26 protein-coding genes and 1 pseudogene are annotated in these 24,440 nt (G+C 65.3%); 16 read left to right on the plus strand and 11 right to left on the minus strand.

Annotated features, from left to right (window positions below; genetic code table 11):
- The first annotated feature begins 115 nt into the window (after positions 1-115).
- From C1A15_RS07065 to C1A15_RS16990, 4 genes are all read left to right on the plus strand, one after another.
- Positions 116-1,498, plus strand: coding sequence for a sodium-dependent transporter (locus C1A15_RS07065; protein WP_101721901.1), 1,383 nt, complete (start codon positions 116-118; stop codon positions 1,496-1,498).
- Positions 1,499-1,710: 212 nt separating this feature from the next.
- Complete coding sequence (locus C1A15_RS07070) at positions 1,711-2,046, plus strand: hypothetical protein (protein WP_101721902.1); 336 nt, start codon at positions 1,711-1,713, stop codon at positions 2,044-2,046.
- Positions 2,047-2,054: 8 nt separating this feature from the next.
- The gene (locus C1A15_RS16985) at positions 2,055-2,900 is read left to right on the plus strand and encodes a hypothetical protein (RefSeq protein WP_180953022.1); all 846 of its coding nucleotides are present in this window, start codon (positions 2,055-2,057) and stop codon (positions 2,898-2,900) included.
- Positions 2,897-3,883, plus strand: a complete 987-nt coding sequence (locus C1A15_RS16990; protein WP_180953023.1) for a peptidase U32 family protein — start codon at positions 2,897-2,899, stop codon at positions 3,881-3,883. The genes C1A15_RS16985 and C1A15_RS16990 overlap by 4 nt, the downstream gene beginning before the upstream one ends.
- Here C1A15_RS16990 and C1A15_RS07080 read toward each other — a convergent pair.
- Entirely contained in the window at positions 3,832-4,194 is a 363-nt protein-coding gene (locus C1A15_RS07080; protein WP_101721903.1) for a type II toxin-antitoxin system RelE/ParE family toxin, read from the minus strand. The genes C1A15_RS16990 and C1A15_RS07080 overlap by 52 nt on opposite strands.
- On the minus strand, positions 4,184-4,444 hold the full coding sequence (locus tag C1A15_RS16995; RefSeq protein WP_101721904.1) for a prevent-host-death family protein: 261 nt from the start codon (positions 4,442-4,444) through the stop codon (positions 4,184-4,186). Before C1A15_RS16995 ends, C1A15_RS07080 begins: the two co-directional genes overlap by 11 nt.
- 91 nt (positions 4,445-4,535) lie before the next feature.
- Between C1A15_RS16995 and C1A15_RS07090 the strand changes: the two genes are divergently transcribed.
- The 3 genes from C1A15_RS07090 to C1A15_RS07100 all read left to right on the plus strand — a co-directional run bounded on the left by C1A15_RS07090 (position 4,536) and on the right by C1A15_RS07100 (position 6,712).
- Positions 4,536-4,883: a hypothetical protein gene (locus tag C1A15_RS07090; RefSeq protein WP_101721905.1), complete on the plus strand. Its 348-nt coding sequence runs from the start codon at positions 4,536-4,538 to the stop codon at positions 4,881-4,883.
- 97 nt (positions 4,884-4,980) lie between these two features.
- Positions 4,981-6,054, plus strand: a complete 1,074-nt coding sequence (gene ychF, locus C1A15_RS07095) for a redox-regulated ATPase YchF (protein WP_101721906.1) — start codon at positions 4,981-4,983, stop codon at positions 6,052-6,054.
- Between the two features lie 352 nt (positions 6,055-6,406).
- A complete protein-coding gene (locus C1A15_RS07100; RefSeq protein WP_101721907.1) occupies positions 6,407-6,712 on the plus strand; it encodes a CdiA C-terminal domain-containing protein in 306 nt (101 codons plus the stop codon).
- 184 nt (positions 6,713-6,896) lie between these two features.
- Here the strand turns inward: C1A15_RS07100 and C1A15_RS07105 are convergent, their stop codons facing one another.
- Positions 6,897-7,124, minus strand: coding sequence for a helix-turn-helix domain-containing protein (locus C1A15_RS07105; protein WP_101721908.1), 228 nt, complete (start codon positions 7,122-7,124; stop codon positions 6,897-6,899).
- A 98-nt stretch (positions 7,125-7,222) separates the two neighbouring features.
- Between C1A15_RS07105 and C1A15_RS07110 the strand changes: the two genes are divergently transcribed.
- Positions 7,223-7,438, plus strand: coding sequence for a helix-turn-helix domain-containing protein (locus C1A15_RS07110; protein WP_101721909.1), 216 nt, complete (start codon positions 7,223-7,225; stop codon positions 7,436-7,438).
- 77 nt (positions 7,439-7,515) lie between these two features.
- Here C1A15_RS07110 and C1A15_RS07115 read toward each other — a convergent pair whose 3' ends face one another.
- The gene (locus C1A15_RS07115) at positions 7,516-9,351 is read right to left on the minus strand and encodes an oleate hydratase (RefSeq protein WP_101721910.1); all 1,836 of its coding nucleotides are present in this window, start codon (positions 9,349-9,351) and stop codon (positions 7,516-7,518) included.
- A 255-nt stretch (positions 9,352-9,606) separates the two neighbouring features.
- Between C1A15_RS07115 and C1A15_RS07120 the strand changes: the two genes are divergently transcribed.
- The 7 genes and pseudogenes from C1A15_RS07120 to C1A15_RS07150 all read left to right on the plus strand — a co-directional run.
- On the plus strand, positions 9,607-10,992 hold the full coding sequence (locus C1A15_RS07120; RefSeq protein ID WP_101721911.1) for a hypothetical protein: 1,386 nt from the start codon (positions 9,607-9,609) through the stop codon (positions 10,990-10,992).
- Between the two features lie 201 nt (positions 10,993-11,193).
- Positions 11,194-11,694 carry a hypothetical protein gene (locus tag C1A15_RS07125; protein ID WP_101721912.1) on the plus strand — a complete coding sequence of 167 codons (501 nt, stop codon included), beginning with the start codon at positions 11,194-11,196 and terminating at the stop codon, positions 11,692-11,694.
- 20 nt (positions 11,695-11,714) lie between these two features.
- The gene (locus C1A15_RS07130) at positions 11,715-12,839 is read left to right on the plus strand and encodes an aldo/keto reductase (protein WP_101721913.1); all 1,125 of its coding nucleotides are present in this window, start codon (positions 11,715-11,717) and stop codon (positions 12,837-12,839) included.
- On the plus strand, positions 12,836-13,468 hold the full coding sequence (gene larE / locus C1A15_RS07135) for an ATP-dependent sacrificial sulfur transferase LarE (RefSeq protein WP_101721914.1): 633 nt from the start codon (positions 12,836-12,838) through the stop codon (positions 13,466-13,468). The genes C1A15_RS07130 and larE overlap by 4 nt, the downstream gene beginning before the upstream one ends.
- Complete coding sequence (locus tag C1A15_RS07140; protein ID WP_101721915.1) at positions 13,465-14,031, plus strand: GNAT family N-acetyltransferase; 567 nt, start codon at positions 13,465-13,467, stop codon at positions 14,029-14,031. Before larE ends, C1A15_RS07140 begins: the two co-directional genes overlap by 4 nt.
- 361 nt (positions 14,032-14,392) lie before the next feature.
- The gene (locus C1A15_RS07145) at positions 14,393-15,700 is read left to right on the plus strand and encodes an amidohydrolase family protein (protein ID WP_101721916.1); all 1,308 of its coding nucleotides are present in this window, start codon (positions 14,393-14,395) and stop codon (positions 15,698-15,700) included.
- Between the two features lie 36 nt (positions 15,701-15,736).
- A pseudogene (locus C1A15_RS07150) lies at positions 15,737-16,006 on the plus strand (HigA family addiction module antitoxin); the annotation flags it as partial.
- Here the strand turns inward: C1A15_RS07150 and C1A15_RS07155 are convergent.
- From C1A15_RS07155 to C1A15_RS07165, 3 genes are read right to left on the minus strand one after another with little or no spacing between them, the layout of a single operon-like run.
- Complete coding sequence (locus C1A15_RS07155; RefSeq protein ID WP_101721918.1) at positions 16,003-17,574, minus strand: vWA domain-containing protein; 1,572 nt, start codon at positions 17,572-17,574, stop codon at positions 16,003-16,005. The pseudogene C1A15_RS07150 and the gene C1A15_RS07155 sit on opposite strands and share 4 nt — an antisense overlap.
- A 16-nt stretch (positions 17,575-17,590) precedes the next feature.
- A complete protein-coding gene (locus tag C1A15_RS07160) occupies positions 17,591-18,172 on the minus strand; it encodes a hypothetical protein (RefSeq protein WP_101721919.1) in 582 nt (193 codons plus the stop codon).
- Positions 18,165-18,590, minus strand: coding sequence for an RNA polymerase sigma factor (locus tag C1A15_RS07165; protein WP_245864961.1), 426 nt, complete (start codon positions 18,588-18,590; stop codon positions 18,165-18,167). The genes C1A15_RS07160 and C1A15_RS07165 overlap by 8 nt, the downstream gene beginning before the upstream one ends.
- A 753-nt stretch (positions 18,591-19,343) precedes the next feature.
- On the opposite strand from C1A15_RS07165, the gene recQ reads away from it, so the two are divergent.
- A complete protein-coding gene (gene recQ, locus C1A15_RS07170; protein WP_101721920.1) occupies positions 19,344-21,251 on the plus strand; it encodes a DNA helicase RecQ in 1,908 nt (635 codons plus the stop codon).
- A gap of 37 nt (positions 21,252-21,288) precedes the next feature.
- Here recQ and C1A15_RS07175 read toward each other — a convergent pair whose 3' ends face one another.
- From C1A15_RS07175 to C1A15_RS07190, 4 genes are read right to left on the minus strand one after another with little or no spacing between them, the layout of a single operon-like run.
- A complete protein-coding gene (locus tag C1A15_RS07175) occupies positions 21,289-22,251 on the minus strand; it encodes a slipin family protein (protein WP_101721921.1) in 963 nt (320 codons plus the stop codon).
- A gap of 39 nt (positions 22,252-22,290) precedes the next feature.
- A complete protein-coding gene (locus C1A15_RS07180) occupies positions 22,291-22,671 on the minus strand; it encodes a GntR family transcriptional regulator (protein WP_245864962.1) in 381 nt (126 codons plus the stop codon).
- A 58-nt stretch (positions 22,672-22,729) separates the two neighbouring features.
- A complete protein-coding gene (gene nrfD / locus C1A15_RS07185) occupies positions 22,730-23,608 on the minus strand; it encodes an NrfD/PsrC family molybdoenzyme membrane anchor subunit (RefSeq protein ID WP_180953024.1) in 879 nt (292 codons plus the stop codon).
- Between the two features lie 11 nt (positions 23,609-23,619).
- On the minus strand, positions 23,620-24,417 hold the full coding sequence (locus tag C1A15_RS07190) for a 4Fe-4S dicluster domain-containing protein (protein WP_146001821.1): 798 nt from the start codon (positions 24,415-24,417) through the stop codon (positions 23,620-23,622).
- Positions 24,418-24,440: the final 23 nt, after the last annotated feature.

Consider the following 24,440-nt stretch of genomic DNA (forward strand, 5'->3'; position numbering starts at 1 on the left):
TTGGATCGCGGCGCAAGTGCACAACGTGGATGGCGCCCGCATCCGGCCCCTCGCGGACGCGCTTCGCGGGCAGGGCGTTCGGGGATTACCAGTTCTACGTCAACGGAGGAATCGAATGGCTTCAACACACGCGCACACGCGCTCGGCGTGGTCGGGCAAGTGGGCGTTCATCCTTGCCGCGGCGGCTTCGGCCGTGGGCTTGGGGAACATGTGGCGCTTTCCCTACCTCGCCGCCAAGTACGGCGGCGGCACGTTTTTGATCACCTACCTGGTGCTCGTGTTCACCTTCGGCGTCTCGCTGCTGCTGCTGGAAACGGCGCTCGGCCGCAAGACGGGGCAGTCGGCCATCGGCGCGTTCAAGCAGTTCGGCAAGAAGTACGCTTTCATCGGCGTCCTCGCGTCCACCGTGCCCTTCATCATCACGCCGTACTACTGCATCATCGGCGGCTGGGTGACGAAGTACGCGGCGGCCTACCTGATCAACGGGCCCGAGGCGCTGGCCGACGGAGGAGACTTCTTCACGGGCTTCATCACCAGCAACACCGAGAGCTTCCTGTGGATGCTCCTGTTCATGGCCATCGTGTTCATCGTGGTGTCGCTGGGCGTGAAGGGCGGCATCGAGAAGGCGAACCTCGTCATGATGCCGGCGCTCATCGTGATGGCGGTGGGTATCGCGCTGTACACGCTCACCATGCCGGGCGCCATCGACGGCGCGCTGTACTACCTCATGCCCGACTTCAGCAAGTTCTCGCCGGAGCTGGTCATCGGCGCGCTCGGGCAGATGTTCTACAGCCTGTCGCTGGCCATGGGCATCATGATCACGTACGGCTCCTACCTTGATAAGAAGTCGAGCCTCACGCAGAGCGTGGCGCGCATCGGCGGCTTCGACATCGGCGTGTCGTTCCTTGCCGGCCTCATGATCGTGCCGGCCGCGTTCGTGGCCATGGGTTCGGGCGAGGCCGTGGCGGCGAACTCCGGCCCGTCGCTCATGTTCGTCATCCTGCCCGGCGTGTTCGCCGACATGGGCGGGGCTGCTACCGTGGTGGGCTTCCTGTTCTTCCTGCTCGTGTTGTTCGCCGCGCTGACCAGCGCCATCTCGCTCACCGAGACGTGCACGTCCATCATCCAGGACGGTGCGGGCTGGTCGCGCAAGAAAGCGCTGTGCGCGGTCATCGGCGTGGTCGCGGTGGCCGGCATCATCGTGAACCTGGGCTACAACGGCCTGTCGTTCATCGAGCCGCTCGGCGCGGGCACGTCGCTGCTCGACTTCTTCGACTTCATATCGAACTCGGTGATCATGCCCATCGTGGCACTTTTGACCTGCGTGTTCGTCGGGTGGATCATCAAGCCGAAGGCTATCGTGGACGAGGTTAAGATCTCGAGCGACTTCAAGATGGAGAAGGTTTGGACCGTCATCATCAAGTACATCGCGCCGGTGCTCGTGGTGGTCATCCTCGTGGCGTTCGTCGCCCAGACGTTCGGCCTCGTGAGCTTCTAACGCCGTCGTTCCGACTGCTCGGCATGTGCTGACGGAGCGCCCTTCGGGGCGCTCCGCTTGGTTTCGGGGGCCTTACGGGCAGGGCACGCTCCAGCAAGGGCGAGACAGGGTCCCCGCGCGCCGTCGGAGGCGCTCGCTATGATGTGCTGGCGCCTTCGGGCGTGCGGCCCTGCGGGGCCGATTTTCGATCCGCTGCGACGAAGGAGGACTTCATGGCAGAAGAAGAACGCACGCATCAGCACGCGTCCGGCGAGCGTTACAGCGCGGGTGAGAACTACGGTTCCGGGGAGAAGTACGGCTCGGGCGAGAAGTACGGTTCGGGAGCGCAGGACGGCTCCGGCGAGCGCTACGGTTCCGGCGAGCGCTACGGCTCCGGGGAATCGTACGGTTCGGGAGAGCGCTACGGCTCCGGCGAGCGCTACGGCGAGGGCGCCGGTTCGGGCGAGGCCCGAAGCGCCGCGCAGGCGCCTGCTTCGAACGGCCGGACCGGCGACGATCTTCCGGTGAACCCGCGCCACGGCGGCGGCTCGTCGGTGGGCGGGCGGTAGCCTCCGCCATGCAATCGACGCCCGCGTGCAACGTGGCCGACGTGGCGGCTGCGGCCCGTCCGCATGGTTTCACGCTCTCCCAACTGGTGGAGCGCGCCATGCAGAAGGCGGGCCGCAGCTCCGTCGAGCGCCTGTACGTCGGTTCGAACTTCTGCAGCCAATACTTCCTGCGCCAACCGAAGCGCGTATGGCGCGAGTCGTTCGCGCTCTGCCGCCGGGAGGGCATCCCGGCGACGCTCGTCTTGCCCGTGTTCTCGCAAAAGGACGTGGAGGCCGGGTGCGAGCGCATCGATCGGCTCGTGCACGCCTACGGCGACCTGATCGACGAGATCACGGTGAACGACGTGGGCATGCTGGCGCGCTGCGTGCATCGCTACGGCTGCCCCGTCAACGTCGGCCGCCTGTTCTCCAAGGCGCCGCGCGATCCACGGTACGCCGAGCTGCTGGACGTGCGCTATGTCGTCGACATCCCGCCGCTGATCACCGAGGTGTTCCGTCGCGGCGAGGTGCGCGGCGTCGAGGTCGATCCCACGCATGCGGCGCTCGACCTGGCGCCGCTGACCGCGCTCATGCCCCAGGTGCAGGTGGGCGTGCATGTGCCGTACTGCTACCTGACCACCGGTGCCGTCTGCGAGCTGGCGAGCCTGCGCCGGCCCCTCTGCGAGAAGTTCCGCCCGAACGCGCCGTGCTCGCTCGAATGCGCGCGCTGCGCCGTCGGCTACGCTCTGCCGTCCGGCGTGCGCCTGCTGAAGCAGGGGCGCACCGTGTACTTCGCCAACCCTGCATGCCTCATCAGCGAAGGAGAGGATTTCCGCATGATCGTGTCGCCCATCGACGTATTGGTGCAGCGATGAACCCGCTCGTCCCCGTGAACGACCGCACGTACCTGAAACGCTACGCTCAGGCGGGTGGCGAGGAATTCTACCTGGGATTCCACGACGACGCGTGGCATGAGCGCTTCGGAGCGTCCGCCGACCTCAACCGCATGACCGGGTTCGGCCGCGTGTCCAACCCCTACTCGTTCGAGGAGGTGCTCGACATCGTGGGCGAGGTGCGCGCGCTCGGCAAGCAGGCGTACGTCACGTTCAACGCCAACGCGTACAGCCGCGAGCAGCTCGACTTCCTGTTCGGGTACTTCGAGCGCTTGCAGGATGCGGGCGCGACCGGCGTGATCGTATCGGTTCCCGAAGCCGTGGAGCCGGCCGCCGATTGCGGCTTGCGGGTGGTGGCGTCCACGATGTGCGGCGTGTACAACGCCGCCATCGCGCGCGTGTACCGGCGCCTCGGCTGCACGCGGGTCATCGTGCCGCGCGACGTGGGCCTCGACGAGATCGAGGCCATGGTGCGCGAGGCTCCCGAGGTGGAGTACGAGGCGTTCCTCATGCGCAACGGCTGCATCTTCGCCGACGGGTCGTGCCTCGGGCGGCATTTCGAAGGGCGCAACGCTCTGTGCTGGGACGTGCGCCATGCGCGTCGAGAGAACCTCGTGGCGCCGTACGGCGGGGAAAGGCTCGATCGCGAGCTGAGCGAGAACGCGCTTGCTTACGAGCGCTTCCACCGCACGGCGTGCGGGTTGTGCGCCATCTGGCGGCTTGAGCGCGCGGGGGTGGCCGCCGCGAAGATCGTCGGCCGCTCCGACGATTCGTCGTTCATCCTGCGCGACATCGAGGCCATTGTGCGCAACACGGCCATCGCCCGCACGTGCGCGAGCGAGCGGGAGTACCTCGAGCGCATGGAGATCCCTCCCGAACGCGCCGATTCGTGTGCCGAGGGCCTCAGCTGCTATTATCCCGAAGTGCGGTTTTCTTGCGGGAAGCTTGCAACCTCGTACTCGTAGGATTGGAACCGCGTAAGCGGGTTGCGTCGCTGGTCCTCGATGGCGAACACGATGACGGCGCGCTCCGTTTCGTCTACGTGGTAATAGATGCCGTACTGCTCGCAATAGAGGACGCGGCAGGTGAACGGCGGTTTCGCGGCATCGTAAGCCGGATCGTACACCTGCCCCAATTCCGGGGTTATCGCGAGCGGATCGAGGTCGTTGTCGACGTGCGCGAAGACGCGTTCCGTCGGAAGGGCGGCGTAAGCGTAGAATGCTTCGTCGGTCAGCCTCACTTCGAAAGCGATGGCAGGGTCTTCGTCATCGGCCATGGCGGGTTTCCCTGAGCGCGCGAGCGTCGGCGCGAGCATCCTCGAGCGTGCGAACGCGGCCGGCCAGCTCGTCCTCGCGACCGCGCATGATGGCGCGGAACACGCGCGCCTCCCGATCATACACGGCTTGGTGGACGGACATCTCCTCGTCGAACGCATCTGCGTCCATGACCACGAGCGTCGCGGTGCCGTTCTTCGTCAGGTAGATAGGACGTTTCGTCTGCTGGCATTCCTGCGTGATGGCCGCCATGTTGCGTTGCGCTATGATGGACGAAGCGCTCCCGTGCATGCGGACGGGACGGACGTGCCTGCATGCCGACGGATGGAGTAGGGGGACTCCCATGTTCAACGAGATATGCATATACGAAGCGAAGTTGACCAAGGTGGACGAAATCGAAGAGCTCATGAAGGAAGTGGCGGCGTTCTACCTGGAGCAGGACGGCGTCATCGACGTTCGCTACATCAAACGCACCCATAGGCAGAAAGATTTCGCCTCCGTCAAAGAGGGCGCGCTGCCCGTTCGCCTTACCAGGAACGTCGGCAAGGTGACCTATGTGCTGCATTGGGTGCTGGAAAGCGAGGAGGCCCATGCGCGGGTTTCGAAGCTCGGCCTCGAGAAGTTCTACAAACGTTGGAACCGGTGCCTGACCACCATGCCGAAGATTCTACTTGGAGAGGATGTCGTCTAGCGTTTCGTTACGTGGGGTTCATGCCGCGCGCTCGTCCTGCTATCCGTAGTTTGCTATCATGGGGCGATACGTTTGCATCGCTTGAGAAGGAAGTTCCATGTCGCTTTCCATCGGTATCGTCGGTTTGCCGAACGTCGGCAAGTCCACGCTGTTCACGGCCCTCACGAACAAGGGCGGCCTCGCAGCCAACTACCCGTTCGCCACCATCGAGCCCAACGTGGGCGTCGTGCCCGTGCCCGATGCGCGGCTCGACCGCCTGGCCGAGATCGACCATCCGGCGCGCATCGTGCCGGCCACCGTCGAGTTCGTGGACATCGCAGGCCTCGTCGCGGGCGCTAGCCAGGGTGAGGGCCTGGGCAACCAGTTCCTCGCGAACATCCGCGAGACCGACGCCATCTGCGAGGTCGTGCGCTTCTTCGGCGACCCCGACGTGGTTCACGTCTCCGGCAAGGTGGATCCGCAAAGCGACGTGGAGACCATCAAGACCGAACTCATCCTCGCGGACATGGGCACGCTGGAGAAGGCGCTGCCGCGTCTCGAGAAGGAAGCCAAGCGCGACAAGGCGGGCGCGGCGAAGGTGGCCGCGGCCAAGAAAGTGTACGATGGCCTGAACGAGGGGCATCGAGCCCGCACGCTCGACCTCACCGACGACGAGCGCGCGGCGCTGTACGACCTGCATCTGCTCACGATGAAGCCGATGCTGTACCTGGCAAACGTCGACGAAGACCAGCTCACGGCCGATTTGCCCGAGATCGACGGCTGCGCGCCGGTGCCCATCTGCGCGAAGGTGGAGGCCGACGTGGCCGAGCTCGCCGAGATCGACCCGGCCGAGGCGAAGGAGTATCTCGAGGCCATGGGCCTTGCGGAGAGCGGCCTGGCCCGTCTCGTGCGCGAGGCGTACCATCTGCTGGGACTCCAGTCGTACTTCACGAGCGGCGAGACCGAGACGCGCGCCTGGACCGTGCCCATCGGCGCGAAGGCACCGCAGGCGGCCGGCGTCATCCACTCGGACTTCGAGCGCGGCTTCATCAAGGCCGAGACGGCGTCCTTCGCCGATTACTCCGAGCTGAACGGCGAGAAGGGCTGCCGCGACGCCGGTCGCTTGCGCCAGGAAGGCAAGGAGTACGTCGTCCAAGACGGTGACGTCATGCACTTCAAGTTCAACGTATGATAGTTCTCAGGTAGCTCCGAGAGTCGTATAATTTCTTTTTGAGCAGGGGTTATGCGGCTCTTTTTCTCTTTTCGACTATCGCGTCCAAAGCCCGGTTTCGACCCAATTTCCCGTATGCTTGATGTGAAAATGTTGTACTGGATTCGTCGCCCTTCCCGACGAGCCGAACCCCAACGGCGGGGAAAGACCTGCATAGGGTATTTCGGATCACCCCAATGTCCTACGAAACCGATATCCAGGTAGGTCGTATGGTCGTATAATGGCCAGTATGTAGAACAGTCAAGGGAAGATAATCATCGCCCCAGGCATCAACCTCTGGGAACAGGAGTATGAAACCGCTCAGGCGCTCGCCATGGCAGGGCTGACCGTGGAGTTCATCCGTCGCAGCGAAGAGAGCAGAAGAACTTCTGCCGATGCGATGATCAACGGGTTTGTTTGGGAAATGAAAGCTCCCAAGGCTGACAACGCGCGGGCCATCGACCGGAATCTGCGCAGGGCGCTTCATCAGTCGCCTAACATCATTTTTGATTCTCATAGGATGAGGAAACTGCCAGATGTAGTGATTGAGCGCGAGCTGCGTAAGCATGCCCGGGAAATGCGAAGCATCAAACATCTGTGGTTTGTCAATCGTCGTCGAGAGATCATTGACATCAAGTGAAAACACTGTACTATGAATTGTAGCAAAGCGCCCGAAAGGTATGTATTTTACCTCCTCCGGCGCTTTCTTCGTTTTGCGTCTGGTTTCGCCACTGTCGCGATGCCGGGGCCGCTTATGCCGGGAGAGCAAGGAGCGCGTCGTCCAGGGTGACGACGTCATGCACTTCGAGATCAACAGGTGAAAGCTAGAAATCGATCAGGTCGCGCACTTCGACTTCGAGGGCGTCCGCTATCCTGATGAGTTGCTCCAGACTGACCTTCATCTTCCCGTTCTCCAGCCGATAAACGTAAGAGTTCGAGGAAGGCTGGCCGATCATGCCCGCAAGCTCCCTTTGCGTGAGGTTCTTGTCCTCTCGCACTCTTCGGATCGTCGCGCCCAGAAGCGCGTACCTTTTGTCCAATTGTCCGGCCATGTTCCAAGGGTATGCGCTAGACTATTCTTCCTGAATACACATGGGTATTCATTTGCCATGCGTTTCCGACCCGTTCGGCAAAGGAAGGAGCCTGCGTCATGCCCATCGTCTGCCGCCTCGAGCGCGCGATGCAGGAGCGCGGAATCGGGACCATGGAGCTTGCGGGAAAGGTGGGCATCACGCCCGCGAACCTCTCCCGCATCAAGAAGGGGAGGGTGTCGGCGATGCGTTTCGACACGCTCGATTCCCTCTGCGAGATTCTGGATTGCCAGCCCGGGGACATCCTGGAACACGTGCTCGAGCCGGGTCGGTAGCGAGTTGGGAGGTTCGCATGGTGCCGTGGAAGTCGCATAGCCCCCTTTGAACAGGGGGCTATGCGACTCTTGGGCGTTTAGTGCATGCCGGGGTACACGGCTCCGGTGGCGGGCGCGGGCGCGTCGGCGTCGTCGGACGGGATCACGCCGAACTCGGCCAGCAGCCCGTAGAGGTCGGTGCCCTTGAGCTTCTCGATCCCCTCGTGCAGGGCGAGCTTCTCGAGGGGGTTCATGTCCATGTCGGTGACGGGCTTGCCGTCCCTGATGAGCGTGGTGGCGTTCAGCAGGTCGCGGATGTCGAACGCGCTGCCCCACACCTCGGGCACGCCGCGGTCGACGTTGCACAGCGTGTAGACGGCCTCCATGCCGGTGCGCATGGAATACTCGGTGGTGAAGATGGTGTCGCGCGGCGTTTCGGCGAACTGCCCGATAAACGCGAAGTTCACCGCGCCTTCGGGCACGACGTCGGGGCGGTCGCCGGCGGCGCGCGGCATGAAGAACGCCGTGATGTAGGGCATCATGCACGGAACCGTGTTGGCGCTGTTCTCGGCGAGATCCTCGATCTGCGATTCGGGAACGCCCAGGTGGTACAGCCATTCCATGCAGATCTCCTTGCCGGTGCATTCGCGCAGGGTCTTTTTCACGTAGTTGCCGGGCACGTCGGTGAACAGGCCGTACAACCAGCCGCACAGCTCGTTGCCAGGTTGGGCGCGGAACTGGGGTTGCCTGTTGAACGTCCAGCTCAAAAGCCAATTCGAGTCTTTAATGGTCACGATGCCGCCGGTCACGACGCCGCCTGAGAACGGATCGCGGCGGCAGATCCTCTCGATGTAGGGGACGATCTTCTCGTCGAGGGTTGTGACGGTGGCGCTCATCCAATTGGACTTCTCCGGATCGCCGATGAACTTTTCCGGGCGTCCGAACGACGGGTCCTGTCGGGCGATGCGCCGCCACAGGTCGAACCCGGTTCCCTGTTCGAGCACGGTGTTGAACTGCGCCGGCTCGTCTTGCGATCCGAAGGACGAGTTGGCGACGCAGCTGCCGTTGGTGATGAACAGGAGGTCGTTCTCGGAGAGGTGGAAGGCTTTGGGCGCTCCCTCGCATATCGTCTGCACCTCGGTGGCCACTTTGCGCTCCTCGGTATTGGAGAACGTGACGTCGACGACCTCGGTGTTCAAGTGGAACTGCACGCCTTGGCCCTTCAGGTAGTTCACCGTGGGCAAGATGAGGGATTCGAACTGGTTGTACTGGGTGAAGCGCAGCGCGCTGAAGTCGGGCAAGCCGCCGACGTGGTGCACGAAACGCTGGATGTAGCGCTTCATCTCGAGCGCGCTGTGCCAGTTCTCGAACCCGAACATGGTGCGCCAGTACAGCCAAAAGTTGGAATCGAGCACGTCGTCGGAGAAGTAGTCGGTGATGGCTTTGTCGTCGAGCTGCTCCTCGGGCGTGAAGAATAGGTTCATGATCTCCATGCACGCCTTGTCGGACAAGCCGAACTTGTTGTCGAGGCCGGCGTCTTCGCCTTGGTTGACCGTCGCGCGGCACAGGGAGTAGTTGGGATCGCGCTTGTTCAGCTGATAGTAGTAATCGAGGATGCTCATGTTCTCGTCCTCGATGGAGGGGATGGATCGGAACAGGTCCCACATCACTTCGAAGTGGTTGTCCATCTCGCGCCCGCCGCGCATGGTGAAGCCGATCTGAGGATACTCCCATCCGTCGCAGGCACCGCCCGGTACGGCGTCGCGCTCGAATATATGCACGCGCGAGCCGTCCATCTGGGCGTCTCGTATCAGGTAGCATGCGGCCGTCAAGCCCGCCAATCCGGTACCGACGATGTAGGCCGATTTATCCTCGATGCCTTCCGGTTTTGCCGGGCGGGCGAACGCTTCGTAGTTTCCGCTGGAATAGTACACGGGTTCTCCAATCTCTCAAGGTGAGGGTACGGCCCCATTGTGATGCGGGGCGTCTGCGGGCGAGAGGGCCGTACCGAGCTGATGGAGTATCGTATGGAAGGGGTCATGTAGGGCGACCCTGTTCCAGAACGTCGTTCGCTTTTCCTTGACGTGCTCTTGAATCGGGGATTGCGCTGCAGAATTCCGAAGCGATAGGGTAAACTAATTATGGTTTGTGAAAATACGCACGTGATTGTCTTTCGGGGAGGATTCGGGATGGCTTACAAGGGGATTAGAACGACAACTTGCGTGCTTGCCACCAGGCTTTGCGCTTCGCTATTCATCGCAGCGATGGTGGTGTTGGCAATGAGTACCTTTGCTTACGCTGCGGATGGGGGCGGAGCCGCCGGATCGGCGGGCGAGGACGTTTCAGCTGCCGATGATAATGATGCATCCGTGCTTGCGGATGAGGAGGAACCATCCACTTACACGGTGACCTTCGGTGAAACGGGGTCGATAAAGGTTGCGAAGGGTGGCACCGTTTCTGCAGGGGATATCCCGAATCCCGGCAAAACGGAGTGGGATTACTTTGGAATGATGGCTGAGGCGGACTTCTTGGGATGGCAGTGGTCCACTTCTTCGGATCCGTCGGCCCGCCACGCCTACGTGTGGCGCGTTGGCCTCTACAATAGCCCGAAAGACGATCCGAGCATATCGGACAGGGTAGAAAGCCTCTTTTCCTCTTCGACCATTATCAACCGTGATGTAAGGCTTCTGCCGGTATACGCCATCCCTCTCTATCGAGTTGACGTTTCGATCCAAGACAGCACGGGTTCAAGCAGTTCGTATCCGCCGACGAATCTCGGCATTCCGGCAGGAAGGGGATATTCGGTTTCCGATAGCCCCACGTTTCAAACGTATGCGGAGCAGTATCTCGGGGGCACCGAGGACCGGGTCTTCGAGGGCTACTACCGTTTAGGGGAAGATCTGAACCTTGCTGGATCTTATGATGTAAACGAGCCCGTTACTGCCGATGAGAACATATGCGCCGTGTTCAAAGGCTCGAACGCCGATGTCGAGATCCCCGTTGCGGGCGATGTGGGAGTCAAGGCGCAGGGCATTTTGAACGGGTCGAATATTCCCGATGGGGCAACGGTCGCTTTGAGCGCAGCCGAGCTCACCTCGGGCACGGCCTACGATGAGCTTGTCGCGGCAATGGGGTCGGGAACGTTCGCCGGCGTGTTCGAGGTCAATCTGTCTGCCGACGGCATTGCCCTTCACGAGGGCTTCGGCAGCTTTATGCTGTCCTTTCCGGTCGGCGAAGAGGCTAACGGACATTGGGTGACCGTGTGGCACCGGCTCAACGACGGACACCTCCTTTCGAACCGCGTAATCGCCAAAGACGGCATGGTCACTATCACGGTGACGAGCCTGTCCGCGTTCGCGCTTGAAGTGGGGGAGCTGGCCGAGGGTCCCGCCCCGATCGGCCCTGCGGATACAACGCCCGTTGCTTCGGTTAAGCCGGTACCTTCGGCTGCTCCGCTCGCTTCCACCGGTGATCCGCTTTCAGTTTCCGGGGTCGTTATGCTGGGGTTGGCGGTTGTTGCTTGCGCCGGAATCGCCGTCTTCGCTGCGCGCAGCTGCGCCGGACGGCGGGGGTGAGCTCGATCGGTCGATTTCGCCGACAACTTGAGGTCATGACGCATTGAACAGCCAGCCTTCGGGCTGGTTGTCATTTTTTAGCGTAGTTCGGCCATGTAGGTTTTTCACTTCGCTAGGATGAGAAATGTTGATACAGAACCCTGTGCTAAACTGGGAAAACAAGTGGTATCTGCAAGCTTGGTCAGAAGGGGGTTGGCGCTCATGGACGACTTTATCGAGGCGTTGACGAGCGACGGTAGGAGCCCGGAGTTGCCCGAGGAGGACGACTATTTCGGCAAGCTCGTCGGCAGCTGGAAGCTCGACTACGTCGACCGCAACCTGTCGTGCTCGGTCGAGGGCGAGTGGATCTTTGAGCGGGTGCTCGAGGGCATGGGCATCCAAGACGTGATCATCCTGCCTTCGCGCAGGACGAGAACCGAGCTCGCGCATCCGCTGACCGAGTACGGCACGTCGCTGCGCGTCTACAACCCCGGCACGCACGCGTGGGACGTTGCCTACGGCTACGCGGGAAAGATGTTCCGGCTCGAAGCAAGGAGGCAGGACGATATGATCGTCCTGACGGACGTCGACGATGGGCGGCGAAAGTGGGTGTTCGTCACCATCGAAGACGATCGCTTCCACTGGCAGAACGTGACCGTGCAGGACGATGGCTCGTGGCATGTGGACGCTGATATCTACGCCGAGCGCGTTGAGACGATATGATCGGGGAACGGAGAATCGCGATGAACGAGATAGGGAAGCTGGGCTTCGGGTTCATGAGGCTGCCGACGGTGGAGCGCGACGGCGGCAAGGAGATCGACGTCGAGCAGGTCAAGGAGATGGTCGACCTGTTCATGGATGCGGGCTTCACCTACTTCGACACGGCGCGCGGCTACCATAACGGCCAGTCCGAAGCGGCTCTGCGCGAGGCGCTCGTCGAGCGCTACCCGCGCGAGTCGTTCCAGGTGGCCACGAAGCTGCCGGCGTGGCTTGCGGAGAACGCCGACCATGCGCGCGCCATGTTCGACAAGTCGCTGCGCGAGACCGGCGCAGGCTACTTCGACAACTTCCTCCTGCACAACCTGGGCGAGGAGCGCACGCGCCTGTTCGACGACTTCGGCCTGTGGGATTTCCTGCGCGAGAAAAAGGAAGCCGGGCTCATCCGCAACCTGGGTTTCTCCATCCACGACAAGGCGGCGGTGCTCGAGGAGGTGCTCCGGGCCCACCCCGAGGTGGACTTCGTGCAGCTGCAGATCAACTACGCCGACTGGGAGAGCGAGACCATCGAGTCGCGCGCGTGCTACGAGGTGGCGCGCGCCCACGGTCTTCCCATCGTGGTGATGGAGCCCATCAAGGGCGGCTCGCTCGTGCGTCTGCCGCAGGATGCGGCGGACGTGCTGCGCGCCGTGAACCCAGACGAGTCGCTGCCGTCGTGGGCGCTGCGATTCGCCGCGTCGCTGCCGGGGGTGCTCACCGTGCTGTCGGGCATGTCCACGCCCGACCAAGTGCGCGAGAACGTGGCCGTCATGAACGGCTTCGAGCCGCTGAGCCGGGTGGAGGACGAGGCGCTCGCGCGGGTGCGCGCCATCCTCGACGGCGTGGACACCGTGCCGTGCACCGACTGCCGCTACTGCCTGAAGAACTGCCCGCAAGGCGTGCGCATTCCCGCGGCCCTCGCGTCGCTCAACATCCTGGAGCTGTACCATGACGAGCACCGCGCGCAGGAGAACTACGATTGGAACGCGTCGAGCGGCCCTGCGTCGACGTGCGTCGGCTGCGGCGCGTGCGAGAGCGTGTGCCCGCAGCATATCGAGATCGTGAAGGAGCTCGGGCGCGCCGCCGAACTGTTCGAGAAGAAGCCCGCATGACGGCGACGGGTCCCGGGCAGGACGTGGGCGTCGAGGCGCTCGACGCGTTTTTCGCGCGCACGCCGCGCTTGGCCGTGGCGTTCTCGGGCGGGTGCGACTCGTCGTTTCTGCTGGCCGCCGCGCTGCGCGCCGGATGCGACGTGAAGGCGTACGGCGTGCGGACGGCGTTCCAGCCCGCCTTCGAGATCGACGACGCGCGCCGGCTAACGCGCGAGCTGGGCGCGGAGCTCGAGCTGATCGACGCCGACGTGCTGGCGCAGGACGGGATATGCGCGAACGGCCCCGACCGGTGCTACCGATGCAAGACGTTCATCTTCTCAACCATCCTCGCCCATATGGCGCAGGACGGCTTCGAGGTGCTCGCCGACGGCACGAACGTCACGGACGACCCGGCGAACCGCCCCGGTTTCAAGGCGCTCGCCGAGCTGGGCGTGGTGTCGCCGTTGCGTCGCGCGGGCATGACGAAGGACGACGTGCGGGCGGCTTCGCGCGAGCTGGCGCTGTTCACGGCCGACAAGCCCAGCTTCTCGTGCGTGGCCGTGCACGTGGGGGAGGGCCGGCCGATCACGGCCGAGGCGCTCGCCGAGACGGCCGCGCGCCTCGGCATCGAGGACGGGAAGCGCCCATGAGCATGGGACGGCCTGCCGGGCGCTTCGTCCTCGAGACCGAGCGGCTGGTTCTGCGCGAGATGGACCAAGGCGACTTCGCCGCCCTCTGCGCCATCCTCCAGGACGACGAGGCCATGTACGCCTACGAGGGCGCGCTGCCGGACGACGAGGCGCAGGCGTGGCTCGACCGCCAGATGGAGCGCTACGCGCGCGACGGCTTCGGGCTGTGGGCGGTCGTGCTCAAGGAGACCGGCGCCATGATCGGCCAATGCGGGTTGACCTACCAGGATGCCGACGGCGTGCGCGTCGTGGAGGTGGGCTACCTGTTCCAGCGGGCGTTCTGGCATCGCGGCTTCGCCTGTGAGGCGGCGCGGGCCTGCCGCGACCACGCGTTCGACACCGTGGGCGTCGAACGCGTGTACTCGATCATCCGCGACACGAACCTTCCCTCGCAGCGGGTGGCGCGCCGTCTCGGCATGGAGCCGGAGGGTTCCATCGTCAAGCGCTACCGAGGCGTGGACATGCCGCACCTCGTGTTCGCCGTCGCGCGCGCCGAGCGCGACGGCGCTACTCGAAACGGCTGACGAAGCCCTCGACGGCTTCGAGGCATTCTCGCGGGTGCGTGACGTTCGCGATGTGCGGCGCGCGGTGCGCCGCAGGGAGCCCACGTTGATCGGACACGCGAATTCGCCCGAAGTAAGCAATTTTTTCGTTTTGCGAACATTGCGCGGCCCGGCGACAACAGCTCTTCGCAGGGCGAATGCAAAACCGCAGGTCGGAAGCGCTCGATTTCCGAAGCGGTCGGTGCTGCGTCCTTTTGAGTCCTCGATAGGTTCGCAAAACGAAAAAAATGCTTACGGCGAACAGGTCTCGCGTGTCGGGCCGGCTCGGCAAAGCGGCGTATACTGTCGAGCAAGGCCGTATCGCGATCGCGAAGGAGTTGCCATGTCCGCTTACGTTTTCACGCATGCCACCGTTCTCGACGGCACCGAGCGCATGGAGCCGCAGCCCAACATGACCGTCGTCGTGGACGGAGGCCGCATCGTCCGCGTGGGCCCCGCGGCTGCCACGGTGGGGCCGATGGGCGCGCGCGAGATCGACCTTGCCGGCGCGTACCTCGTCCCCGGCCTGGTGAACCTGCACGTGCATCTGTGCGGTTCGGGCAAGCCGACGAGCGCAGGGGCGGCCGGCGACCTCATCGACAAGGTGGTGGGCAACCCGCTGGGGATGTGGTACCTGCGCCGCACGCTCAAGGCGCATGCGCAGCAACAGCTGGCCAGCGGCGTGACCACCGTGCGCTCGGTGGGCGACCCCGGGTTCGCCGACGTGGACGTGCGCGACGCCATCGACGCGGGGAAGTACCCCGGCCCGCGCCTGGTCACGTCCGGCGTGGGCGTCACGGTGCCGGGCGGCCATGGCGCGGGGCTGTTCGCCCACGTTGCGTCCACGCCCGAAGAGGCGCGCGCCATCGTGCGCGATTGCTTCGCGCGCAAGTGCGACTTGGTGAAGCTGTTCATCACGGGCGGCGTGTTCGACGCGGAGGTGGAAGGCGAGCCGGGCGTGCTGCGCATGGCGCCCGACATCGCGCAAGCTGCCTGCGACGAAGCGCGCAAGCTGGGCCTGCGCACCGCCGCGCACATCGAGAGCGCCGAGGGCGTGCGCGTGGGCCTCGAGGCCGGCGTGGACACCATCGAGCACGGCGCCGCGCTGGACGACGAGCTGGTGGCCCTGTTCAAGCGCAACGGCGCTGGTCGCCCTTCGTCGCTGACATGCACCGTCTCGCCGGCGCTGCCGTTCGTGGAGCTCGATCCCGAGAAGACGCACTCCACCGAGGTGCAGAAGGTGAACGGCCGCATCGTCTACGAGGGCATCGTGCAGGCCGCGAAGCAGGCGTTGGCGGCGGGTATCCCCGTGGGGATCGGCACCGACTCGTCGTGCCCCTACATCACGCAGTACGACATGTGGCGCGAAGTGGTGTACTTCGAGCGCATCGTGGGCGCCTCGCGCCAGCTGGCGCTGCACACCGCGACGCTCGGCAACGCGCGCATCCTCGGGCTGGGCGACGAGACGGGCTCCGTCGAGGAGGGGAAGGCCGCCGACCTCATCGTGCTCGACGAGAACCCGCTCGACAACCTCGAGGCGCTGCGCGACGTGCGCATGGTCATGGCTCGCGGCGTGCTCGACGAGCATCCTCGCGTCAAACACCTGGGCGAGCTCGATGCCGAGCTGGACGGGTTTTTGCCGAGAGCGTGAAGTATTGACGCGTGTTGATGGGGGCGCACGCCGACGCATCCCGGCGAGATTCTGCGCGAGGAGTTCATGCCCGACTACGGGTTGTCGGTCGCGACGCTCGCGAAGCGTTTGGGCGTGTCTCGGCAGTCGGTGAACGAGGTCGTGCGCGAGCGGCGTGCGGTGAGCACGGAAACGGCGATGCGATTGGGCCGTCTATTCGGCACGTCGGCCGAGTACTGGCTCAACTTGCAGCGCAACGTCGACCTCTGGGAGTCGCTCGACCTGTACCGTGAAGAGCTCGATGCCATCGAGGCCCTGAGCGCCTAGCGCGAAGAGGGTGGACTGAAGGGCGGGCAGCTTCCCCCGCGGTCGATGAGCGTGGCGAGGAGCGTTCGGAATCCCCGCCGCTGCTCGGTGAGCTCGGCATCGAGCAGCAGGGCATGGGCTGTTTCGAGCGTGGACGTGCCGGCGAAGGGCGAGCGGCTCAACGTCATGCCGCATTCGATGACGGCCGCTGCGAACGTCCAGTCGTCGCTCGGTTGGGCGGCGTCGCCCGTGCCGTCCACCTCAAACGCCTGCTCGACGTGCTGCGTGGAACCTGCGGGACGATAGCGTATCGAACCGGCGAGCCATGCGCCATCAACCGCCCCGGCGGGGACGATCTCGTACGCGACGGTGAACGCGTGGCCCGCTCCCACCTCGCCCGCGTCCACGCCGTCGTCGAGGAAGTCCTCGTTCGCGAGCGCACGGTTCTCGTAGCCGATCAGCCGGTAGCCGGCCACCTGAGCCGGGTCGAACTCCACCTGCACCTTCACGTCGTCGGCGAGCGGCACGAGGTTCGCGCGCAGGTTCTCGCCGAACACCCTTCGGGCCTCCTCGATGCAGTCGATGTAGTGGTATGCGCCGTTGCCGTGGTCGGCGAGCGTCTCCATCTTGGAATCCTGGTAGTTGCCCGAGCCGAAGCCCAGCACCGAGAGGTACACGCCGGTTTCCCGTTTGCGCTCCACGTAGTCGTGCAGCTCGGCTTCGGAGGATATCCCCACGTTGAGGTCGCCGTCCGAGGCCATGACGATGCGGTTGACGCCCCCTTCGATGAACGAGCGTTCGGCCAGGAGGTACGCTTGTTCCAGGCCCGCTTCGCCGTTCGTCGCGCCCGATGCCGTCAAGCCGTCGATGGCTCGCAGGATGCGCTGCTTGTCGGCGCCGAACGCGCCTTCCAGCACGGTGCGCTCGCCGCTCGCGTACGTCACGACGGATACCCGGTCACGTTCGCCTAACCCTTCCACGAGCGTGGCGAACGTGTCTTTGAGCAGGGGAAGCTTGTTCGGCTCGTCCATCGAGCCCGACGTGTCGACGAGGAACACGAGGTTCGATCCTTCGGAGGGCGCACGGTCGGCGGCCTCGGTGGCGAACCCCATGACGAGCAGCTTCGCCTCGTCGTTCCAGGGACGGTCGCCCACCTGCGCCGACACGCCGAAGAGGTCGTCGCCGTCGGGGGCCGGGTAGGCGTAGTCGAAGTAGTTGAGCAGCTCCTCGGTACGCACGGTTTCGGCGGGGATGTCGAGGGAGTCGCATCCGTCGGCCACCATGCGGCGCAGGTTGCAGTACGACGCGGTGTCGACGTCGGCGGAAAGCGTGGAGCGCGGGTTGCGCGCCGTGGAGACGAAGCCGGGCTCCGCCGACGCGCGGCGGTCCTCTTCGCGCCCGAGCTGGAGCGAGGGCAAGGGAGCGGGGCGGGAAGCGGCGGCTTCCGACGAGCTGGAGCCGAGAGCCTGGTTGGCGTTTGCGCTGTCGGGCAGGTCGTTGGCGGCGCAGCCGGCGAGCAGCGCGACGGCGGCCAGGGCGGTGGCCAGGATGCCGGCGACGAGCGCGCGGCGGGCGGCGAAGGCGGTCATGGCGAGCTCCGTTCGGTCACAGGTCGATGCGGTCGGCCAAGTAGGCGGTGCCGTCGTCATCGTAGCGGACGACGTAGGGATGGGCGGGGTCGTCGGACTCGAACACCGTGCAGGGCGCCGTCGTCTGCTCGAGGGGGTTCGCGGCGACGGCCTGCTCGATCTCGGCCCCTACGGAGGATTCGTCGGCCGTCAAGGGACCGTCGTCGCCGATCGCCACGCGAAGCTGCTCGCCCGACGAGAGCGTGACGAACGGGTAGCGCGCGTCGCCGTCGGGCACGGCGGCGGACTCGCTTTGCGCCCGGTCGGCCGACAGGGGGCTCGCCAGGTTGTCCGCGCTGCGTGCCGCGCTGTTGCCGAGCGGCTCGTCGATGCCGTCGAAGAATGCGTTGAGGGAGAGCGCGCCGACGCCTGCGAGCAGCGCGAAGCAGGCGGCGACGGCGACGGCGATTCTCGGCGTCGGGCGGCGCCTTGACGCGCGGTGCCGGTTCGCAGTCTGCAGCGAAGCCAGCATGCGCCGTTCCGCTTCCTCGGACGGGCCCATGCGGTCGAAAGCGCTCGCCAGCTGCGATTCGAACGATTCGGCGCGACAGTCATGCATGGCGTTCGCCTCCCAGCATCGTTTTCAACAGCGAGCGCGCCTCGCTCAGGTGGCTGCGAACGGTCGAGGCCGGCACGCCGGTCATGGCAGCGATCTCGGCCGTGCGGTACCCCTCGTAATAGAACAGGTAGACGCAGGTCTTGTACTTCTCGGGCAGGGCGAGCACCGCGTCGATCGTCTCGTCGCGGTGCGGCGATCGCTCGTCTGCGTAGTCGTCGACGAGCTCCGTCTGCCGCATGCGGTGCGCGCTTTTGAGAACGTCGCGGCAATGGTTCTGGGCGCATACGATCAGCCACGCTTTCTCGTGCTCCTCGTCGTTGAAGGAGCGCGGGCGGTCGATGAGCTTCATGAACACGCTCTGCGTCGCGTCCTCGGCGTCGGCGGCGCAGCCGAGAAACGAGTAGCACAGCCGGTACACCGTCTTGGCGTGGCGATTGAACAGTGCTGCTATGTCGAGGTCGTTTCTCAGATTCGTTCCCTTTCTGATCCGAACACGATCAAGCAGCGCGTTTTGTCGCGAGATGAATGAAAAACATTGTACCGGATGGGGAAGGGCTCGGATTCTGCCGCCGTCGATCTCGCGTGCGTCGGGTGCGAAACGCACGCGAATCTAGCGGCAATCCCACGCGAACCTAGCGCGAAACGCACGCGAATCACACGCGGTTCCAACGTGCAATGCGCTTGAATCTGACGCGAACCTAGCGCCGATCTGGCGCGATCCTGACGCGAATCCAGCGTGGATCAAATGCGAAAAACATATTTTGATCTGGGAAAACTTTTGCTTCACAGGAAGCGTCCGACGAATTAGAATCATGCTGTCATCGGTGTCCGTTTCCGGCGGGTGATGCCTTCGAAAGGAGGTGAAGCCCTATGGATAGTTTCAATCTGATCGCAGGACTTTGTTCCATCGCGTCATGCGCAATGGCCGTTTGCGACTGGTTGCAGCGAAAGCGGAAGGCGTCGAAGCAACAGAAAGGACGGCGGGAGTCGTAGTCCCTAACCGTCCCTGAAACGAACCGGCGTCACCCGTCCGGAGCTCACAATCCCACGGGCATCGCTGACAACCCGCATTATACACGCTTCCCGTCGGCGCGCAAGACGGGTTCGCGGGAGGATGCGGTATCATGGGAAGCACGAAACACGGCCGAGAATCGGCGGGGAGGAAGCAGCAGTGACGGATCTATCGCAGGCGCGCCAGGCGCTCAAGCAGCACTTCGGCTACGAGTCGTTCCGACCGGGCCAGGAAGGCGTGGTGGAGGCGGTGCTGGCAGGTCGCGACGCGCTGGCGGTCATGCCCACGGGCGCGGGCAAGTCGGTGTGCTACCAGGTGCCAGGCGTGGTTATGGACGGCCTTGCGATCGTGGTCAGCCCGCTTGTGTCGCTCATGGGCGACCAGGTGCGCGCCCTGCTCGACGCGGGCATTCGCGGCGCCTACCTCAACTCCACGCTCACGCCCGGCCAGCAGTCCACGGTGCTGCGCCGCGCGCTCGAGGGCCGCTACGACATCATGTACGTCGCGCCCGAGCGCCTGTCCGACCCGCGGTTCGTCGAGTTCGCGCAAGCGGCGCGCATCCCGCTCGTCGCCGTGGACGAGGCGCACTGCGTGTCGCAATGGGGCCAGGACTTCCGGCCGTCGTACCTGACCGTCGGCGACTTCATCGCGCAGCTTCCCGTGCGGCCCGTCGTGGCGGCGTTCACGGCCACGGCCACCGCGCGCGTCCGCGCCGACATCGTGCGCCTGCTCGACCTGCGCGATCCCTACGAAGTGGTCACCGGGTTCGATCGCCCGAACCTGTACTTCGGCGTGGAACGCCTCGATCCGAAGCGCAAGATCGCCCGCATCGCATCCTACGCGCTCGAGCACGCCGGCGACAGCGGCATCGTGTACTGCTCCACGCGCAAGGACACCGACAAGGTGCACGCCGCGCTGGTCGAGGCCGGCATTCGCGCCGCGCGCTACCACGCGGGCATGCCGGCGCCCGAGCGCGCCGAGAGCCAGCGCGCGTTCATCGCCGACGATGCGCCCGTCATGGTGGCAACCAACGCGTTCGGCATGGGCATCGACAAATCGAACGTTCGCTACGTGATCCACCACAACATGCCCGGCAGCATCGAGGCGTACTACCAGGAAGCCGGCCGCGCCGGCCGCGACGGCGAGCCTTCCACCTGCCTTCTGTACTGGAGCGACGGCGACGTGTCCACGTGCCGCTTCTTCATCGAGCAGGAGTCGGGCAACGAGGAGCTCTCGCCCGAAGAAGCCGACGCCGTGCGCGCATCGCGCCGTCGTTTGCTGGCGGCCATGACCGGCTACTGCCACACCACCGGCTGTTTGCGCCGCTACATCCTCGACTATTTCGGCGAGGAGGCGGGCGCGCCGGGCGCAACCGGCTCCGAGACGTCCGACGCGGGGTGCGCCAACTGCTCGAACTGCGCGGGCGAGTTCGAGGCGATGGACGTCACCGACACCGCGCTCGCGGCGATGCGCTGCGTGCAGGAGCTGCGCGGGCGCTTCGGCAAGGGCATGGTGGTGGACGTGCTGCGCGGCTCGCAGAACGCGAAGCTGCTCGACATGCACCTCGACGAGGCCGCCTGCTACAACACGGTGAACGTGCCCGCCGCGCAGGTGAAGGAAGTGATCGAGCTGTTGGCGGCGGACGGCTACCTGCTCATCACCGAGGGGTCGTATCCGGTGGTGGGGCTGGGGCCGCGTGCGCGCGAGGCTGCCGAAGAGGGGTTCAGCCTGTCGATGAAACGCGTACGGCGATTGCCCGAGCGCGCCCGCGGCTCGGCGGGCGGCGGCCACGTGTTCGGCTCGTCGGGCGCGCCGACAGGCGATGCCGACCCCGAGCTGTTCGAGCGTCTGCGCACGCTGCGCAAGCGCTTGGCCGACGAAGCGGGCAAGCCTCCCTACATCGTGTTCTCGGATGCGGCCCTGCGCGACATGTGCGCGAAGAAGCCGGCGACCGACGAGGAGTTCCTCGAGGTCAGCGGCGTGGGCGCCACGAAGCTCGCCCGCTACGGAGAGGAATTCCTGTCCGAGATCGCCTCGTACGAGAAGGAGCTCGCAGCGAGGGGGTAAGGCGTGCCTGCGCCGGGGGGGGGGCGGAAAGGCCCCCCTACTTCCCCTTGACTGCTTTCGCGATGTCCTCGGCCGACGAGCCCAGGCCGTCGCTCAACGAAGAGGGGACGGTCACCACGGTGCCGCCCGACTTCTTGATGCTCTCGTACAGCAGGTGCATGGTCCTGATCTTGAGCGCCGCGTCGTTGTTCTCGTACACGTCGCTCGCGTTCGCGATCATCTCGGAGATGTCCTCCTCGGCGCTGGCCAGCACGAGGCGCGCGTTCTTCTCGCGCTCGGCCTGGGCTTCCAGCGACATGACCTCCTGCAGCTCGGCGGGGATCACGATGTCGCGCACCTTCACCGACGGGATGGCGATGCCCCACGGCTCCGTCTCCTCCTCGATGACCGCCTTCAGCTCCTTGTCCAGCTGCTCGCGCGACAGCGCCACCTCGGCCACGCTCATGCGGCCGATGGCGTCGCGCATGGCGGTCTGCGCGATGTAGAGGACGGCCTGGCTGTAGTTCTCCACCTCGATGCACGCCGCCTTCGCATCCCATACCATCCAGAACAGCACGGCGTCGATGTCCACCGGCACGAGGTCGGACGTGAGCGTCTTCTCGGCGCCGAACGGGGTGGACACCGTGCGCATGTCGACGTGGCACGCCGCCTGCTCGATGACGGGGATGGTGAAGATGAGCCCCGGGCCCGCCACGCGGTTGAACGCGCCGAAGCGGCAGATGACCACGCGTTCCCACTCCATGGCGATGTGGACGGTCATGGCCAGCCCCACGGCCACGAGCGCGGCGACGGCCAGCACCCACGGGTTCATCAGCCCGAGTCCGAACCACGCCACCAGCAAAAGGGCGGCGAACACCGCCGCTGCCAGCACGATGGAGAACAGCACGGCGCCGTTCTTCGTGGCCTTGGAGGGGAGGTACGGCGCGGAGGCCGACTCGACGAGCGCCGATTCCCCCAGCGTGCGCCCCTGGCTCGTTTGCTTGCCCGATTTCGTGTTCATAGCGTCCTCCATGCAGGTAGATGAAACGAGCGCGACGCTCTACGCGTCGGCTCGGAATCCGTCGAGCGCTTTCGCGAAGCGCTTTTCCACGTCGTCGACGGTCATGCCCAGCTCGAGGCATTGGCGGATGCCCTCGACGAGGATGGCGTCCCCCGACGTCGCTTCGTCGTCAGCGCCCTCGCTCTTGCTGACGAATGCGCCGCGCCCGCGTTTCGAGCTGATGTAGCCGTCGTGCTCGAGGCTGGTGTACACCTTGTTGACCGTGTGGTAGTTGACGTTGATGTCGGCGGCGAGGGCGCGCACCGTGGGAAGGCGGTCGCCGTTCTTGTAGTGGCCGGAGTCGATGAGGTACATGAGCCGATTGCGCACCTGCACCCAAATAGGGATGCCGCTCGCATCGTCCACCTCGATCAGGGCCACGCTCTCACCTCGTTCATCCTCGTCCATGGTTCACCAACCCGATCATGCCGTGCATGGTCTATACGAATTGTACGTTGACTACGCAGTATCGGAGGAAAAAACCACCGACCAGCACAAAAGGCACGGCAACCGCCACGAGCGACGAAGCGCCGGTTGCCGCGAAGGCGACGTCCAGCGCGAACGGCAGCACGAGGCCGACGCCGACGAACCCGATCCAGAACACCCACGCATCCGGCCCCAGCAAGAGCGCCTCCACCGCCGCACCCTGACCCTGCGCGCCCGCCGCGAGCGCTAGGTAGGCGACCAGCACCGCCGCCTCGCACGCGATGAGCGCGGCGTCGGCGCGCGAGAACGCCCGCATGAGGCGCCCCTTCGCGGCGGCTTCGGGCCACGCTCCGGCCAGCGCGCAGGCCGCGCCCACCGACAGCGACGAGCAGGTGAACAGCACGGGCAGAAGCGGGCTGCCCCACAGCGGGACGAAACCGATCTGCGCGAGCAGTACGCCGGTGTACAACATCGTAGCCGTGCCGCATGCCGCCGCAGCCAGCTCGAGCGCCCTGATGAGCGGAAGCGGCGTGCGCGCGCTGCCGAACAGCGCGACGGCCCCCAACGCCACGGTGCAGGCGACGGTGGCGCTCAGCACGTACGAGCCGAACGTCAGCACCGACGCGGTGGGGTAGACGAGCACGTACAGGAACCGCTCGGGGTGCGCGAGGTCGAGCAGCAAGCACAGGGTGCCCAGCACCAGCGCGCCGCCGGCGAAGAGGTACCCGCGCACGAAGAACGGCCTCGACAGCTCCTGCGTCCAGGCGAGCCGCCCGCGCTCGGGGCGCTTTGACCAGCGACCGAACAACAGGTCGGCGAGCGCCAGCACCGTGACGGCACCGGCTCCGCCCCCTCCGAGGAACAGGTACCAGATGATGGAATCGCTGAACAAGGACGCCCGCCTTACGCTTCGGGGGACGACGCGCGCTCGGCCCGTCGGTCCCGGTTCTTCTTCGCGGTCAAGCCAGCGCCAGCCGCCAGCGCCGCCGCGGCGACGGCGGCGCCCGCCACCACGGCGGGGTTGCCCTCGCCGGTGCGGTCGGCAGGCGCGCCGGCCTCGGTCGAGGATCGATGGAACCGCGTCCTGACCGTCTCCTCCACGTCGAGCGCATGCGGGCCGACGGCATAGAGCATGCCCGTCCCCTCGATGCGCGCCGCACCGGTCTCCTCGACGAAAGCGCTCAGCGCGGCGGTCGGGTCGTCGAGATCGCCGAACGCGCGCACGCCCACGGGGCAGGCGGCCACGCACGCGGGCTCCAGCCCCGCGTCCACGCGGTCCGCGCACAGGGTGCACTTCTCCGCGACGCCCAAGCGCTCCGTCGGGGCGTTCTCGTAGGGTGCGGGCGTCGCGGCGCCGAAATGCCATCCGCCCTGCGCGTTGACGGTGCGCGCGCCGTACGGGCAGGCCGTCAGGCACACGCCGCACCCGATGCAGCGGTCGTACGCCACGGACACGATGCCGTCGGCGCGCTTTCCGCTGGCGCCCGTGGGGCACACGCTCACGCACAGGGGGTCGTCGCAATGAAGGCAGCCGTGGGGCAGCGCGACCCGGTCGCCGTCCGGCCAGCGCCCCCATTCCAGCGTGTCGACCCAGGTCCAAGCCACGCCGGGACGCAAGGCGTTGTGCTGCTGGCACGCCACGACGCAGGTTTGGCAGCCGGTGCAGTGCGCCATGTCCAGGACCATTCCGAATCTCGTCACGCTCGCCCCTCCTTCGCATCCCC

Source organism: Eggerthella timonensis (assembly GCF_900184265.1).
In the GTDB taxonomy this organism is placed as follows: Bacteria; Actinomycetota; Coriobacteriia; order Coriobacteriales; family Eggerthellaceae; genus Eggerthella; species Eggerthella timonensis.